Genomic DNA, 13,241 nt, shown 5'->3' on the forward strand with positions numbered 1-13,241 from the left:
TATGGGACACAAAGTCAATCCGATCGGGCTCCGGCTCGGCGTAAACCGCACCTGGGATAGCCGCTGGTACGCTGGCAATGACTATTCCCGTCTGCTGCATGAAGACCTGATGCTGCGCGCTTACCTGCGTCGCAAGCTCTCGGGTGCAGGCGTCTCCCGCGTTGTGATCGAGCGCCCGGCCAAGAAGCCGCGCGTCACGATCTATGCGGCACGTCCGGGCGTTGTCATCGGCAAGAAGGGCCAGGACATCGACAATCTGCGCAAGGATCTGAGCCGTCTGGCCAAGACCGATGTTGCGCTGAACATTGTCGAAATCCGCAAGCCCGAGATCGATGCAACTCTGGTCGCTGAGAACATCGCGCAGCAGCTCGAGCGTCGCGTTGCCTTCCGTCGTGCCATGAAGCGTTCGGTTCAGTCCGCAATGCGTCTTGGCGCACAGGGCATTCGTATCAACTGCTCCGGCCGTCTCGGTGGTGCGGAAATCGCTCGTATCGAGTGGTATCGCGAAGGTCGCGTGCCACTTCATACGTTGCGCGCCGACATCGATTACGGTATCGCCACTGCCAAGACGACCTATGGTACGTGCGGTGTGAAAGTCTGGATCTTCAAGGGTGAAATCCTTGCCCATGATCCGATGGCTCAGGACCGTCGTGCAGCGGAACAAGCGCCGCAGCGCTGAGCAGTAGATTATGACAAGCGCCGCGAGGCGCATGAGGATACGACACCATGCTTTCCCCGAAGCGGACTAAGTTTCGCAAGGCCCATAAGGGTCGCATTCATGGGTTGGCCAAGGGCGGAACGACGTTGAATTTCGGCGCGTTCGGCCTTAAGGCTCTCGAACCCGAACGTATCACGGCACGCCAGATCGAAGCGTCACGTCGCGCGATCACGCGCGCCATGAAGCGTGCAGGTCGCGTGTGGATCCGGATTTTCCCGGATCTGCCGGTTTCCACGAAGCCTGCCGAAGTCCGCATGGGCTCCGGCAAGGGCTCGCCCGAGTTCTGGGTGGCCCGCGTGAAGCCCGGTCGCGTGCTGTTTGAAATCGAAGGCGTGCCGCCTGAAGTGGCACGCGAGGCACTGGCTCTTGGCGCAGCGAAGCTGCCGATCAAGACCAAGTTCATCACCCGGATTGGGGAGGCTTGATCATGGCTGACGCATATAAAGTTGCCGATCTGCGCGCCAAGTCAGCCGATGAGCTCGATGCCCTTCTTCTGGACCTGAAGCGTGAGCAGCTGAACCTCCGGTTCCAGGCTGCCACGGGCCAGTCCGAGGGAGTCGGCCGCGTTCGCGTACTCCGTCGTGCGATTGCTCGCATCAAGACGGTTGCGCATCAATCGAAGAACAAGGTGGGCGCAAAAACGTCCACCGCAGAGTCCTGAGAGGAGACGGACGATGCCAAGGCGCGTCCTGACAGGGCGAGTGACAAGCGACAAGATGGACAAGACGGTTACCGTTCTCGTCGATCGCCGCATTATGCACCCGCTCTATAAGAAGTTCATTCGTCGCTCTAAAAAGTATGCGGCGCATGACGAGCTGAATGAGTGCAAGATCGGAGACACGGTGCGCATTGAAGAATGCGCTCCGATTTCCAAGCGCAAGACCTGGACGGTGATCACCCGTAACGGCGCGGCCCTTGAGGTTGCGGCGACGGCACCGGCTCAGGCGTCAGCGTAAGAGGGGACTGAGAAATGATCCATCCCGAGACCAATCTGGAAGTCGCCGACAACTCCGGCGCTCGTCAGGTGCAGTGCATCAAGGTGCTGGGCGGCTCCAAGCGGAAAACCGCCTCGGTCGGCGACGTGATCGTCGTGTCCGTTAAGGAAGCGATTCCCCGCGGCAAGGTGAAGAAGGGTGACGTCCATCAGGCCGTCATCGTTCGCACGTCCTACCCCGTTCGTCGCGCTGACGGCAGCGCCATCCGCTTCGACAAGAATGCGGCTGTGCTGATCAACAAGTCGATGGAGCCCATCGGCACGCGTATCTTTGGCCCGGTGGTTCGTGAGCTGCGTGCGCGCAAGTTCATGAAGATCATCTCCCTGGCTCCGGAGGTGCTATAATGGCTGCTCGTATCAAGAAGGGTGACCAGGTTCTGGTCCTCTCCGGCTCGTCGCGCGGCACGCGCGGTGAGGTCCTTGCTGTTCTGCCGAAGGTCGAAAAGGCCATCGTGCGCGGTGTTGCGGTGGCCAAGCGTCACCAGAAGCCGACCCGTATGAACCAGGAAGGCGGCATTATCGCCAAGGAAATGCCGGTTCATCTGTCCAACCTGAAGCTCGTCGATCCGAAGAGCGGCAAGCCGACTCGCGTCGGTTTCCGTCAGCTCGAGGACGGGCGCAAGGTCCGCGTCGCCAAGGTGACCGGCGAAGTAATCGAAGGCTAAGGGGGCGACCATGAGCGAGACCATTATCCGCGTTCAGCCGCGCCTGCAGCAGCGTTACAATGACGTCCTTCGTGGCCAGCTGCGTGAGCAGTTCGGCTACAAGAACGCCATGCAGGTTCCTAAGCTGGAAAAGATCGTCCTGAACATGGGCGTTGGCGAAGCCGCCGGCGACCAGAAGCAGCTCGATGCCGCCGTTGCCGAAATGGCAGCCATCTCCGGTCAGAAGCCCGTCAAGACGGTTGCCCGCAAGGCAATCGCCGGGTTCAAGATCCGCGAAGGCCTGCCCATCGGCTGCAAGGTGACCCTGCGTCGCACACGTATGTATGAGTTTCTCGATCGTCTCGTGACGATCGCGATGCCGCGCATCCGTGACTTCCGCGGTCTGCCCCCGAACAAGGGCTTTGACGGTCGTGGCAATTTTGCCATGGGCATCAAGGAGCAGATCGTGTTCCCGGAAATCGATTACGACAAGATCGACTCCGTACGTGGCATGGACATCATCTTCGTCACCACGGCGAAGACGGATGAAGAGGCAAAAGCGCTGCTTAAGGCGTTCGATCTGCCCTTCACTGCCTGATTTATCGGGTTGAGCCGGGTTTTTTGCTTTCCAAAGCAATCCCGGCTCCCTATATACACACGCTGTTTGGAAAACCGTTGGGATTGGCCCGACAGGTTCCGGGAGAAGATTTAGCATGGCAAAAATCTCCGCCGTGAACCGCAACGCCAAGCGCGCCTATATGGCGCAGCGCGACAAGGCGAAGCGGACCGCGTTGAAAGATATCATCAAGGACCGGACCCTTCCGGTAGAGGAGCGTTTCGACGCAACCCTGAAGCTGGCAGAAATGCCACGCAACGGGTCGCGCGTTCGTTTCCGTCTGCGCTGCAAGGTTTCGGGACGTCCCCGCGCGAACTACCGCAAGTTCGAGCTGAGCCGTATCGCTCTGCGCGACCTGGCCTCCACCGGCCAGATCCCCGGTATGGTCAAGTCGAGCTGGTAAGGTAGAAGCGAATGTCCCTATCCGATCCGTTGGGTGATATGCTCACCCGCATTCGCAATGCCCAGCGTGCGCGTCACGCGGCTTGCATCGCACCGGCTTCCAAGCTGCGTGCAAACGTTCTGGAAGCGCTGCGTCGCGAAGGCTATATTCGTGGTTACACCACGGAAGAGCTGCGTGCCGGTATCTCCCAGCTGCGCATCGAGCTGAAATATGCTGACGGCCAGCCCGTGATCAAGGAAATCCACCGCGTGTCCAAGCCGGGCCGTCGCGTGTATTCCAAGATCAAGGAACTGCCGCGCGTGTATGCCGGTCTCGGCGTGTCGATCCTGTCCACCCCGCGCGGTATCCTGTCGGATATCGAGGCTCGCGCCGCGAATGTCGGTGGCGAAGTCCTCTGCCGCGTCTTCTAAGGAGGATCACATGTCACGAGTAGGCAAGTATCCGGTTGTCATTCCTGCAGGCGTGGATATCTCCATTGCCAACGGGTCGCTGACGGCCAAGGGTAAGCGCGGTTCTCTGACCATGCCGCTGACGCGTTTCGTCGAAGCGAAGGTCGAAGACGGTAAGGTTGCGATCCTCCCGGTCGGTAACCGTTCGCGCGAGACCTGGACGATGTGGGGCACGACTCGCGCCATTGTCGCCAATCTGGTCAAGGGCGTTTCCGAGGGTTTCAGCAAGACGCTGGAAATCACCGGAACGGGTTTCCGTGCCAGCGTGCAGGGTTCGAATCTGGTGATGAACCTGGGTTATTCCCACGACGTCGTCTATCCGATCCCCGCCGACGTGAAGATTACCACGCCTCGTCCGACGGCCATTACGGTCGAAGGTAACGACAAGCAGCGTGTTGGTCAGGTAGCGCTCGACATCCGTAACTTCCGCAAGCCGGAACCCTACAAGGGCAAGGGCGTGCGTTACGAGACCGAAGTTCTCCGTCGTAAGGAAGGCAAGAAGAAATAATGGCTACGCAGCATGGATTGCAGGAACGGCGCCGTCAGCGGCTTCGCTTCCAGCTTCGCCGCAAGAGCGGTGGCCGGCCGCGTTTGTCGGTCTTCCGTTCAGGCAAGAACATTTATGCACAGGTCATCGACGATGCGCAGGGCGTAACGCTCGCCAGCGCTTCGACCCTCGAGAAGACCCTGCGCGATGCTGGCAAGACCGGCGCGAATGTCGAAGCCGCTTCGGTTGTCGGCAAGCTGGTTGCAGAGCGCGCTCTCGCCGCTGGCGTAACGGCGGTCGTGTTCGATCGCGGTGCATATCTTTATCATGGTCGCGTCAAGGCGCTGGCCGAAGCTGCCCGTGAGGGCGGCCTTTCGTTCTAAGGAAGGATCACACATGGCACGTGAGCCAAGAGAAGGCGGCCGTGGTGGTCGCGAGCGGGAACGCGAAGGCGACGATCTGGTCGACAAGCTGGTAACCATTAACCGCGTTGCTAAAGTGGTAAAAGGCGGACGTCGCTTCGCTTTTGCTGCTCTGGTTGTGGTTGGTGACCAGAAGGGTCGCGTTGGGTACGGTGCGGGCAAGGCTCGTGAAGTTCCCGAAGCAATCCGCAAGGCGACCGAACGCGCCAAGCGCACCATGATTCGCGTTCCGATGAAGGAAGGCCGCACGCTTCACCATGATTCTTTCGGGCATTTCGGTGCTGGCAAGGTCGTGGTTCGTGCAGCTGAAGCCGGAACCGGGATCATCGCAGGCGGCCCGATGCGCGCTGTCTTCGAGTCACTGGGCGTGAACGACGTTGTTGCGAAGTCCCTTGGGACCCGTAACCCGCATAACATGGTCAAGGCGACCTTCGACGCGCTCGAGCGTTGCAGCAGCCCCCGCGCTGTTGCAAGCCGTCGTGGCAAGAAGGCTTCCGAGCTGTTCGCCAAGCGCGACGCTCAGACCGACGATGCAGCGGAGGCGACCCATGGCTGAGAACAAGACTGTTCGCGTCAAGCAGATCGCTTCCGCTATCGGGCGCAAGCCCGGCCAGGCTGACACCCTCGTGGGTCTCGGTCTGCGCGGAATCGGCAGTGAGCGTGAACTGGAGGACACCCCTTCGGTTCGCGGCATGATCCGCAAGGTTGCCCACCTCATCCAGGTGGAGGGTTGATATGAACCTTAATGAACTGCGCGATAACGCCGGTGCGCGTTACCGCAAGAAGCGTCTGGGCCGTGGTATCGGCTCGGGCAAAGGCAAGACCTCAGGTCGCGGCGTCAAGGGTCAGAAGGCCCGTGAAGGCGTGTCTCTGAACGGCTTCGAGGGTGGTCAGCTTCCGCTGTATCGTCGTATGCCGAAGCGCGGGTTCAAGAACATTTTCCGTAAGGAGTTTGCTCCTGTGAACCTGGGCGCCATCGACCGTGCACTGGCTGATGGCAAGCTTCAGGCAGACGTGACGATCACGGAAGAGGTGCTGCGCGCCGCCGGTCTGGTTGGGACTGGCAAATATGCCGGTATCCGCCTGCTGGCAAAGGGCGAGCTGACCCGCGCTGTGACCGTAGAAGTCTCCGGTGCCTCTGCAACCGCTATCGCGGCTGTCGAGAAGGCTGGTGGCTCTGTCAAGGTTGCCGCCAAGGCCGAGGCTCCCGCCGAGGCCTGATCGCCCGATAAGAACGCCCTGGGCCGTTGCGGTGCAGGGCGGGCACAGGTAATCATGAACAGCGTCCCGCGCCTGCGCGGTGACGCTGTTTTTGTTGAAAGGACCGGTGGATGGCCTCCGCAGCCGAGCAGCTTGCCGCCAATCTCAATCTGAGCTCGTTCGCCAAGGCGACCGAGTTGAAAAAGCGTATCTGGTTCACTCTGGGCGCGCTCATCATCTATCGCCTCGGCACCTATATTCCGGTGCCTGGTGTTGATGCGACGGTCATGGGGCAACTCCTGCACCAGAACCAGGGCGGTATCATCGGCATGTTCGACATGTTCACCGGTGGTGCGCTCGGTCGTATGACCGTGTTCGCGCTCAACATCATGCCCTATATCAGCGCGTCCATCATTGTGCAGCTTCTCTCGACCGCTTTGCCGTCACTTGAGGCGCTCAAGAAGGAAGGTGAGCAGGGTCGCAAGAAGCTCAATGCCTATACGCGCTATCTGACGGTGCTGATTGCTCTTTTTCAGGCCTATGGCATCGCCATGGGGCTGGAGCACATGACCAGTGGCGGAACGAGCGCAGTCGTCTCTCCGGGGCCGTTCTTCATTCTGTCCAGCGTGATCACTCTCGTGGGCGGCACCATGTTTCTCATGTGGCTGGGCGAGCAGATCACGTCGCGCGGCGTGGGCAATGGCATTTCGCTCATTATCTTCGCCGGCATTGTCGCCAATCTGCCTCATGCTCTCGCGAGCCTGTTTCAGCTTGGTTATACGGGCGCGCTATCGCCGTTCTTCGTTCTGCTGTTTCTGGTGCTTGCCGGGGCGACCATCGCCTTCATCGTGTTCATGGAGCAGGCCCAGCGCCGCGTCGTTATTCAGTACCCCAAGCGTCAGGTCGGTAGCCGTATGTTCGGTGGCGATTCGTCGCATATGCCGCTCAAGGTTAACACGGCTGGCGTCATTCCGCCGATCTTCGCATCTTCTGTCCTTCTGATCCCGGTCACGATTTCCGGGTTCATGAACGGCAAGAACATGCCGGGCTGGCTGAACACCCTCGGCCAGGAGTTCGGGCAGGGCCAACCGCTCTACATGATCTTCTACGCCGCGATGATCCTGTTCTTCTCGTATTTCTATGCGGCCGTGACCTTCAATCCTGAAGAGACAGCCGAGAATCTGCGTAAGCAGGGTGGATTCGTCCCGGGTATTCGTCCGGGCTCGAATACGGCGCGCTATTTCGACCGTATCCTGTCGCGTCTGACCACGATCGGTGCTCTCTATCTTGTGGCCGTGTGTCTGCTTCCGCAGATCCTGATCAGCCGCTACAACGTGCCCTTCTATTTTGGTGGCACGAGTCTGATCATTATCGTCTCCGTGACGATCGACACCATGACCCAGGTACAGTCGCATCTCGTTGCCCATCGCTATCAGGGTCTGATTCGCAAGCAGCGCGGTCGCGGTAATGGCAAGGCGGATCAGGCAAGAGGAATGCGTCGTCGATGAACATCATCCTTCTTGGTCCTCCAGGCGCCGGGAAAGGCACCCAGGCCGACCTGCTAGAGCAGGAATTCAAGCTCGCGCATATCTCCACCGGGGATATGCTGCGCGGCGAGATGGCTGAGGGGACGCCGCTTGGCCTCAATGTGAAGGCGATCGTCGAATCCGGGCAGTTCGTGCCTGATCCGGTGATGATCGACCTGATCAAGAGCCGCACGCTCAAGGCCGATTGTGCGGCAGGGTTCATCCTTGATGGATTCCCCCGCACGGAGAGCCAGGCACAGGCGCTCGACGCCATGCTGTCTGAGCGAGGGGTCAAGATCGATGCGGTCATCCTCATCGAAGTAGATGCCGAGCAGATCGTGGCGCGTCTTGCCACACGTCGTGCGCCGGATGGTACACGTCGTGCGGATGACGAGCCCGACACTGTGCGCCGTCGTATTCAGGTCTACAGAGACCAGACAGCGCCTATTCTGCCCTATTATGAGAACGCTGGGCGCCTGCGTCGCGTTGACGGGATGCAGAGCCTTGAGGCGGTGCAGACGTCGATCGTGGCGGCTCTGGGCCTGAACAAGTAAGAGACATGAGACCAATCACGCAAAAGTGAACGGTTTTATTTGACTCATGGGGGGTGCTCGATATATTGCGCGCCCTCGACACAGGTGCTGTCAGACGCGGTGATCGACCCTTTCGCAGCGGTCGATTCTTTAGCGGACTGAACAGTTTCGATTGAACTGGCCCAAGCTTTGGGTCGAAGCAAAAAGAGAGCCTGGCCTTTTCGGCCGGGCAGGGAGTGAGTGGCGTGGCGCGTATTGCCGGCGTAAATATTCCGACGAACAAGCGGGTAGTCATTGCCCTGAGCTACATCTACGGCATTGGTCCGTCGACGGCGAAGGCAATCTGCTCCAAGCTCGAAGTACCTGAAGCGAAGCGCGTTAACGAGCTGAGCGACGATGAGATCGTGAAGATCCGCGAACTGATCGATGGCGACTACCGCGTCGAGGGCGACCTCCGCCGCGAAACCGCGATGAACATCAAGCGTCTGATGGACCTTGGTTGCTATCGTGGCCTGCGTCATCGCCGTGGTCTGCCGGTGCGCGGCCAGCGGACGCACACGAACGCCCGTACCCGCAAGGGCAAGGCCGTGGCGATTGCCGGTAAGAAGAAAGCTACGCGCTAATTCGCGCATCTTAAGCGGATCGTGGCGAGCGGCGGCCCAACAGGCTGTCCTCTGCCCTTCGCTCATTGCCAAGATTGACAGGACGACCTCACTATGGCCAAGGCCGCAACTCCGCGTATCCGCAAGAAGGAGCGCAAGAACATCATCTCTGGTGTCGCGCACGTTCTTTCGACGTTTAACAACACCATGATCACCATCTCCGACGCTCAGGGCAATTCCATTGCGTGGTCCTCGGCTGGCGCACAGGGCTTCAAGGGCTCGCGCAAGTCGACCCCATATGCTGCTCAGGTCGCTGCTGAAGACGCAGGCCGCAAGGCACGCGATCACGGCATGGAGACGCTGGAAATCGAAGTTTCGGGTCCGGGTTCGGGCCGTGAGAGCGCCCTGCGTGCCCTCCAGGCCGTCGGGTTCTCCATCACGTCGATCCGCGACATGACCCCGGTGCCGCATAACGGCTGCCGCCCGCGCAAGCGTCGTCGCGTCTGATTGACGGCGGCCCTTTCGTGGGCCGCTTGTCTGTCACCACCCGTCCGTAGGTGGTTTCTCCTCCGGGAGAGGCCACCGGCACGTTCTGACCGCGCTCCGGCGCGGTTGATGTTCCGTTGGGTCCCAGCGGGACAAGTTGTTTGAAAGGCCACGACATTGGTCCTCCAGAAGAACTGGCAGTCCCTTATCAAGCCGGAAAAGCTGGAAGTCGCGCCCGGCTCCGTGCCCACGCAGACAGCCACGGTGATCGCCGAGCCGCTGGAGCGTGGTTTTGGCATGACGCTCGGCAACGCGATCCGTCGCGTTCTGCTGTCTTCGCTTCAGGGCGCCGCTGTAACGGCGATCCAGATCGACGGCGTGCTGCATGAGTTCTCGTCCGTGCCGGGCGTCCGCGAGGACGTGACGGATATCGTGCTGAACATCAAGCAGCTTGCCCTGCGTATGCATGGCGAAGGCCCCAAGCGCATGGTGCTGACGGCTACTGGCCCCGGCGAAGTGCGTGCGGGCCAGATTCAGGCCGGTCATGACATCGAGATCATGAACCCCGACCTCGTGATCTGCACGCTCGATGACGGCGTGAAGCTCGGCATGGAATTCACGGTGAACATGGGCAAGGGCTACGTCCCGGCTGCTGCAAACCGTCCGGAAGATGCGCCGATCGGGCTCATCCCGATCGATGCGATCTATTCGCCGGTGCGCAAGGTTTCGTACAAGGTCGAGCCGACCCGCGTGGGTCAGGTCACCGACTACGACAAGCTTCTGCTCACGGTCGAGACGAACGGTGCGGTCACGCCGGAAGACAGCCTTGCTCTTGCAGCACGCATCCTCCAGGACCAGCTACAGCTGTTCATCAACTTCGATGAGCCGCGTCCGGTCCGTCAGGAAGAGCCGCGTGACGACCTGCCGTTCAACCGCAACCTGCTTCGCAAGGTTGACGAGCTCGAACTTTCCGTTCGTAGCGCGAACTGCCTGAAGAACGACAACATCGTCTATATCGGCGACCTCGTGCAGAAATCCGAGCAGGAAATGCTGCGCACGCCGAATTTCGGACGCAAGTCGCTGAATGAAATCAAGGAAGTCCTGACTTCCATGGGTCTGTCGCTGGGCATGAATGTTCCGGCCTGGCCTCCCGAGAACATTGAGGATCTGGCAAAGCGTCTCGACGAGACGTTCTGAGCCCCATCCGGAAGAAAGTAGAGTAAGGAAACCCGATCATGCGTCATGGTGTTGCTGGGCGTAAGCTCAATGTTACCTCGACCCACCGCGCTGCCATGTTCCGCAACATGGCCGTGGCTATCATCAAGCACGAGCAGATCACGACGACGCTCCCCAAGGCGAAGGAAATCCGCCCGGTTGTCGAGAAGCTGATCACCCTCGGCAAGCGTGGCACGCTGCACGCTCGTCGTCAGGCTTTTGCCCAGCTGCGCGACGAGACCATCGTCACCAAGCTGTTCTCGACCATTGCAGAGCGCTATCAGGGCCGCTCGGGTGGCTATACCCGCGTTCTGAAGGCTGGCGTTCGCTATGGCGACAACGCCGACATGGCCGTCGTCGAAATGGTTGACCGCGATGTCGACGCCAAGGGCAAGGACAGCGGCCCGGTGTTCAATCAGTCCGGTGAAGAGCCGATGGCTGCCTGAGGCCATTTGCTTCATACAGTGCAGAGAGGGCCGGGCAGGGATCTGTCCGGCCCTTTTTGTTTTTGGCTTACAAATTTCTCTCAAATCGTTTAAGACCGTCGCAACAAGCCGATCTGATCAATCCGAGCGCAAAGCGTGGGATTTATGAGCAGATCGGGTCGCGACGCCGCATTCTCACGGAATCGCGATGTCAGGACGGATATCTGGGCGCCCAGCCGCGTTCACCGATCCTGATCCCCCATACGGTCCGAGCACTCTCGTAGGACCAGTCACCACGCATCCCATGCTGCCCTGGGCAATGAGGTCCGGCAAAGCTCGCGCTGCGTGTAGATACAGGAGAGCTTCTTTGTCTGAGGCAAGCACCACCCAGAGACGCGGGATCGCAGAGATCCTTGGCATTCCACGCCCCCTTTTCTTCGGCTTCGTCGGCCTGCTGCTGTTCATGATCGGTGACGGCGTTGAGGCAGGGTATCTCGACACCTTCATGCTCCATAACGGCCATACCCAGGGCGACGTGAACCTGCTGTTCACGACCTATGGCATAACGGTGATGATTTCGGCCTGGTTTTCGGGGCCGCTCTCCGACCTCTACGGACCCAAAAAAGTCATGTGGATCGGCCTGATTCTTTGGGCTGTGCTCGAAGTCGGGCTTCTGGCGCTCGGTCTCGGGCCGAATAATTTCCCGATGACCATCCTGTTCTACACGTTGCGTGGATTTGCCTATCCGCTCTTCGCCTACGGTTTTCTGGTGTGGATTGCTGCGGCCACACCCGCCAACATGCTGGGCTCCGCAGCGGGCTGGTTCTGGTTTTCCTTCTCAGCCGGTTTGCCGACGCTCGGTTCGCAGTTTGCGCGTTACGCCATTCCGGCTATCGGCGAACTGGCCACGTTCTGGTGTTCGCTCGGCCTTGTCATTCTGGGCGGTCTCGTCGCGCTTCTGTTTACGCATGAGCCGACCGGCAAAAAGCGCCTCCTCCCTGACCATGTCAGCACGAAGGATATCTTTTTCGGCTCGATCAGCATCATGTGGCGTGAGCCCAAGACCCTGATTGCGGGTATCGTGCGCACGATCGACACGTCGTCGGAATATGCCTTTCTGGCTATCATGCCAGCCTTCTTCATCGACCATCTGGGTTTCACCCAAGGGCAATGGCTGAACCTGCTGTCGTTGATCTTCCTCAGCAACATCCTGTTCAATCTTGTTTCGGGCATGCTGGCCGATGCGCTGGGCCATCGCTTCATCGTCGCCGTGTTCGGCGGTATTGGCGGCTTCGTCTCGATCCCGCTCTTCTACTACGTCCCTGTCTGGTACCCGGGCAATTTCGCCGCAGCTGCTGCTGTCGGTATTTTCTATGGCGCCACCGTAGCCGCCTTTGTGCCGCTCTCCGGCCTGATGCCGCAGATCTGCCCCAAGGAAAAGGCAGCGGCCCTTTCGATCCTCGGTCTGGGCGCAGGCGCCAGCACCTGGGTCGGTCCTGCCATTGCCGGCATTTGCGAGAGCGTTTTCGGCTTCGGCATGGAGGGAATCATCTGGGCTTTCGCGCTGATCTATCTCGCCGCTGCCGGCATGACCGTCACGCTGCGCATCTCGGATGAGGCACGCCGCTACACGCAGGAAGCCCTCGCCCGTGGCGAGACCATCACGGCTGTCGGGCACTAGGCCCCGTCGCAGCGAGGCCGCTTCCAGCACGCCGAGGGGCGCCGTTGACAATCGTCGACGGCGCCCTTTTGGTGAGTCGATGGTCGATCTCCTTCTCAAACCGCCACCAGACTGGAAAAGCCTTGAGCGCTTTTCATTCGGCGATAGTCCGGCCCTGGCCGATGAGCTCCTCGACCTCGTTCTGCGCGGTCTCAAGACCGGTACGTGCTGGGCCGCCTCAGAGGGGCAGCAGACGCATATAGGCAAGCTGAGCGTAGTCTGCGACGGCAGGGATCGGCCCCGCGCGATCACGCAGACTCGGAGCCTCGACAAACGACGCTACTGCGATGTGGGCGAGGACTTCGCGGCCAAGGAAGGAGAAGGCGACGGGAGCCTGGCTTTCTGGCAACGTGAGCATGAGCGTTATTTCCGTCGTCTGGATCAGTTCAGCGAGACGATGGACCTCTGGTGCGAGGAATTTGTCGTTGTGTTTGTGTTCCCCGAAACGCGAGAGGACGTGCTTTGACCGGAAGGTGATTACAGGACGAACTTTCATTGCGAGATCGCGTTGACCACGAACGGAACAATGAGGGCTCTCCTATGCTCAAGCTTGCTATTTTCTTTCTGATTATCTCGCTCATCGCGGGTCTGTTCGGGTTCACCGGTATCTCGGCGGCATCTGCCGGGATTGCGAAGATCCTTTTCTTCCTGTTCATCGCGCTCTTCGTTCTTTTCCTCGTCATTGCGGTGTTTGTCGGCAAGGCCGTGACCTGACCTGTTTCACAGGTAAAGAACAAAAAAAGGGGAAGGCCGCTGGGCCTTCCCCTTTTTTGTGCCTGAGGCACTTGCGCCACTGAGCGC

23 protein-coding genes are annotated in these 13,241 nt (G+C 59.9%); all 23 read left to right on the top strand.

The genetic code is table 11. The features are described 5' to 3' along the window. Position 1 precedes the first annotated feature (1 nt). Positions 2–679, top strand: coding sequence for a 30S ribosomal protein S3 (rpsC, locus tag ABHV46_RS12760; RefSeq protein ID WP_336946654.1), 678 nt, complete (start codon positions 2–4; stop codon positions 677–679). 47 nt (positions 680–726) lie between these two features. Then, positions 727–1,143, top strand: a complete 417-nt coding sequence (rplP, locus tag ABHV46_RS12765; protein WP_023978997.1) for a 50S ribosomal protein L16 — start codon at positions 727–729, stop codon at positions 1,141–1,143. 2 nt (positions 1,144–1,145) lie between these two features. Beyond that, positions 1,146–1,379, top strand: a complete 234-nt coding sequence (gene rpmC, locus ABHV46_RS12770; protein WP_025822036.1) for a 50S ribosomal protein L29 — start codon at positions 1,146–1,148, stop codon at positions 1,377–1,379. Between the two features lie 13 nt (positions 1,380–1,392). Next, a complete protein-coding gene (gene rpsQ / locus ABHV46_RS12775) occupies positions 1,393–1,674 on the top strand; it encodes a 30S ribosomal protein S17 (protein WP_336946653.1) in 282 nt (93 codons plus the stop codon). A gap of 14 nt (positions 1,675–1,688) precedes the next feature. Then, positions 1,689–2,057: a 50S ribosomal protein L14 gene (gene rplN / locus ABHV46_RS12780; RefSeq protein ID WP_025822040.1), complete on the top strand. Its 369-nt coding sequence runs from the start codon at positions 1,689–1,691 to the stop codon at positions 2,055–2,057. Further along, positions 2,057–2,377, top strand: a complete 321-nt coding sequence (gene rplX, locus ABHV46_RS12785; protein ID WP_025840917.1) for a 50S ribosomal protein L24 — start codon at positions 2,057–2,059, stop codon at positions 2,375–2,377. The genes rplN and rplX overlap by 1 nt, the downstream gene beginning before the upstream one ends. A gap of 10 nt (positions 2,378–2,387) precedes the next feature. Further along, positions 2,388–2,954 carry a 50S ribosomal protein L5 gene (gene rplE, locus ABHV46_RS12790; RefSeq protein WP_025885439.1) on the top strand — a complete coding sequence of 189 codons (567 nt, stop codon included), beginning with the start codon at positions 2,388–2,390 and terminating at the stop codon, positions 2,952–2,954. 115 nt (positions 2,955–3,069) lie between these two features. Then, positions 3,070–3,375, top strand: coding sequence for a 30S ribosomal protein S14 (gene rpsN / locus ABHV46_RS12795; protein WP_188426067.1), 306 nt, complete (start codon positions 3,070–3,072; stop codon positions 3,373–3,375). Between the two features lie 11 nt (positions 3,376–3,386). After that, complete coding sequence (gene rpsH, locus ABHV46_RS12800; protein ID WP_188426066.1) at positions 3,387–3,785, top strand: 30S ribosomal protein S8; 399 nt, start codon at positions 3,387–3,389, stop codon at positions 3,783–3,785. A gap of 10 nt (positions 3,786–3,795) precedes the next feature. Further along, positions 3,796–4,332: a 50S ribosomal protein L6 gene (gene rplF / locus ABHV46_RS12805; RefSeq protein WP_336946652.1), complete on the top strand. Its 537-nt coding sequence runs from the start codon at positions 3,796–3,798 to the stop codon at positions 4,330–4,332. Then, positions 4,332–4,694 carry a 50S ribosomal protein L18 gene (rplR, locus tag ABHV46_RS12810; RefSeq protein ID WP_025822052.1) on the top strand — a complete coding sequence of 121 codons (363 nt, stop codon included), beginning with the start codon at positions 4,332–4,334 and terminating at the stop codon, positions 4,692–4,694. Before rplF ends, rplR begins: the two co-directional genes overlap by 1 nt. Positions 4,695–4,707: 13 nt before the next feature. Continuing rightward, a complete protein-coding gene (rpsE, locus tag ABHV46_RS12815) occupies positions 4,708–5,289 on the top strand; it encodes a 30S ribosomal protein S5 (protein WP_336946651.1) in 582 nt (193 codons plus the stop codon). Then, entirely contained in the window at positions 5,282–5,467 is a 186-nt protein-coding gene (gene rpmD, locus ABHV46_RS12820; RefSeq protein WP_025840910.1) for a 50S ribosomal protein L30, read from the top strand. Before rpsE ends, rpmD begins: the two co-directional genes overlap by 8 nt. A gap of 1 nt (position 5,468) precedes the next feature. Beyond that, positions 5,469–5,954 (top strand): 50S ribosomal protein L15, encoded by a 486-nt coding sequence (rplO, locus tag ABHV46_RS12825; RefSeq protein WP_188426063.1) that lies wholly within the window; start codon positions 5,469–5,471, stop codon positions 5,952–5,954. Between the two features lie 110 nt (positions 5,955–6,064). Continuing rightward, positions 6,065–7,441 carry a preprotein translocase subunit SecY gene (secY, locus tag ABHV46_RS12830; protein ID WP_025840908.1) on the top strand — a complete coding sequence of 459 codons (1,377 nt, stop codon included), beginning with the start codon at positions 6,065–6,067 and terminating at the stop codon, positions 7,439–7,441. After that, on the top strand, positions 7,438–8,013 hold the full coding sequence (locus ABHV46_RS12835; protein WP_336946649.1) for an adenylate kinase: 576 nt from the start codon (positions 7,438–7,440) through the stop codon (positions 8,011–8,013). Before secY ends, ABHV46_RS12835 begins: the two co-directional genes overlap by 4 nt. A gap of 224 nt (positions 8,014–8,237) precedes the next feature. Further along, positions 8,238–8,615, top strand: coding sequence for a 30S ribosomal protein S13 (gene rpsM / locus ABHV46_RS12840; RefSeq protein WP_023978982.1), 378 nt, complete (start codon positions 8,238–8,240; stop codon positions 8,613–8,615). A 93-nt stretch (positions 8,616–8,708) separates the two neighbouring features. Further along, on the top strand, positions 8,709–9,101 hold the full coding sequence (gene rpsK, locus ABHV46_RS12845) for a 30S ribosomal protein S11 (protein WP_023978981.1): 393 nt from the start codon (positions 8,709–8,711) through the stop codon (positions 9,099–9,101). A 156-nt stretch (positions 9,102–9,257) separates the two neighbouring features. Continuing rightward, positions 9,258–10,277 (top strand): DNA-directed RNA polymerase subunit alpha, encoded by a 1,020-nt coding sequence (locus ABHV46_RS12850; RefSeq protein ID WP_023978980.1) that lies wholly within the window; start codon positions 9,258–9,260, stop codon positions 10,275–10,277. A gap of 38 nt (positions 10,278–10,315) precedes the next feature. Continuing rightward, a complete protein-coding gene (rplQ, locus tag ABHV46_RS12855) occupies positions 10,316–10,741 on the top strand; it encodes a 50S ribosomal protein L17 (protein ID WP_336946648.1) in 426 nt (141 codons plus the stop codon). Between the two features lie 346 nt (positions 10,742–11,087). Next, positions 11,088–12,401 carry an MFS transporter gene (locus ABHV46_RS12860; RefSeq protein ID WP_438381759.1) on the top strand — a complete coding sequence of 438 codons (1,314 nt, stop codon included), beginning with the start codon at positions 11,088–11,090 and terminating at the stop codon, positions 12,399–12,401. Positions 12,402–12,480: 79 nt separating this feature from the next. Further along, entirely contained in the window at positions 12,481–12,906 is a 426-nt protein-coding gene (locus tag ABHV46_RS12865; protein WP_336946646.1) for an ASCH domain-containing protein, read from the top strand. A 74-nt stretch (positions 12,907–12,980) separates the two neighbouring features. Continuing rightward, a complete protein-coding gene (locus ABHV46_RS12870) occupies positions 12,981–13,154 on the top strand; it encodes a DUF1328 domain-containing protein (protein ID WP_023978976.1) in 174 nt (57 codons plus the stop codon). Positions 13,155–13,241: the final 87 nt, after the last annotated feature.

The organism is Asaia sp. BMEF1 (assembly GCF_051628905.1).
Taxonomy (GTDB): Bacteria; Pseudomonadota; Alphaproteobacteria; order Acetobacterales; family Acetobacteraceae; genus Asaia.

Coding starts and splice junctions, on each gene's coding strand:
- rplQ (WP_336946648.1), top strand. CDS start 10,316: ATGCGTCATGGTGTTGCTGGGCGTAAGCTCAATGTTACCTCGACCCAC.
- rplN (WP_025822040.1), top strand. CDS start 1,689: ATGATCCATCCCGAGACCAATCTGGAAGTCGCCGACAACTCCGGCGCT.
- rpsH (WP_188426066.1), top strand. CDS start 3,387: ATGTCCCTATCCGATCCGTTGGGTGATATGCTCACCCGCATTCGCAAT.
- rplX (WP_025840917.1), top strand. CDS start 2,057: ATGGCTGCTCGTATCAAGAAGGGTGACCAGGTTCTGGTCCTCTCCGGC.
- secY (WP_025840908.1), top strand. CDS start 6,065: ATGGCCTCCGCAGCCGAGCAGCTTGCCGCCAATCTCAATCTGAGCTCG.
- rplP (WP_023978997.1), top strand. CDS start 727: ATGCTTTCCCCGAAGCGGACTAAGTTTCGCAAGGCCCATAAGGGTCGC.
- ABHV46_RS12865 (WP_336946646.1), top strand. CDS start 12,481: ATGGTCGATCTCCTTCTCAAACCGCCACCAGACTGGAAAAGCCTTGAG.
- rpmD (WP_025840910.1), top strand. CDS start 5,282: ATGGCTGAGAACAAGACTGTTCGCGTCAAGCAGATCGCTTCCGCTATC.
- rpsQ (WP_336946653.1), top strand. CDS start 1,393: ATGCCAAGGCGCGTCCTGACAGGGCGAGTGACAAGCGACAAGATGGAC.
- rplE (WP_025885439.1), top strand. CDS start 2,388: ATGAGCGAGACCATTATCCGCGTTCAGCCGCGCCTGCAGCAGCGTTAC.
- rplO (WP_188426063.1), top strand. CDS start 5,469: ATGAACCTTAATGAACTGCGCGATAACGCCGGTGCGCGTTACCGCAAG.
- rpsN (WP_188426067.1), top strand. CDS start 3,070: ATGGCAAAAATCTCCGCCGTGAACCGCAACGCCAAGCGCGCCTATATG.
- rpmC (WP_025822036.1), top strand. CDS start 1,146: ATGGCTGACGCATATAAAGTTGCCGATCTGCGCGCCAAGTCAGCCGAT.
- rpsC (WP_336946654.1), top strand. CDS start 2: ATGGGACACAAAGTCAATCCGATCGGGCTCCGGCTCGGCGTAAACCGC.
- rpsK (WP_023978981.1), top strand. CDS start 8,709: ATGGCCAAGGCCGCAACTCCGCGTATCCGCAAGAAGGAGCGCAAGAAC.
- rplR (WP_025822052.1), top strand. CDS start 4,332: ATGGCTACGCAGCATGGATTGCAGGAACGGCGCCGTCAGCGGCTTCGC.
- ABHV46_RS12835 (WP_336946649.1), top strand. CDS start 7,438: ATGAACATCATCCTTCTTGGTCCTCCAGGCGCCGGGAAAGGCACCCAG.
- ABHV46_RS12870 (WP_023978976.1), top strand. CDS start 12,981: ATGCTCAAGCTTGCTATTTTCTTTCTGATTATCTCGCTCATCGCGGGT.
- rplF (WP_336946652.1), top strand. CDS start 3,796: ATGTCACGAGTAGGCAAGTATCCGGTTGTCATTCCTGCAGGCGTGGAT.
- rpsE (WP_336946651.1), top strand. CDS start 4,708: ATGGCACGTGAGCCAAGAGAAGGCGGCCGTGGTGGTCGCGAGCGGGAA.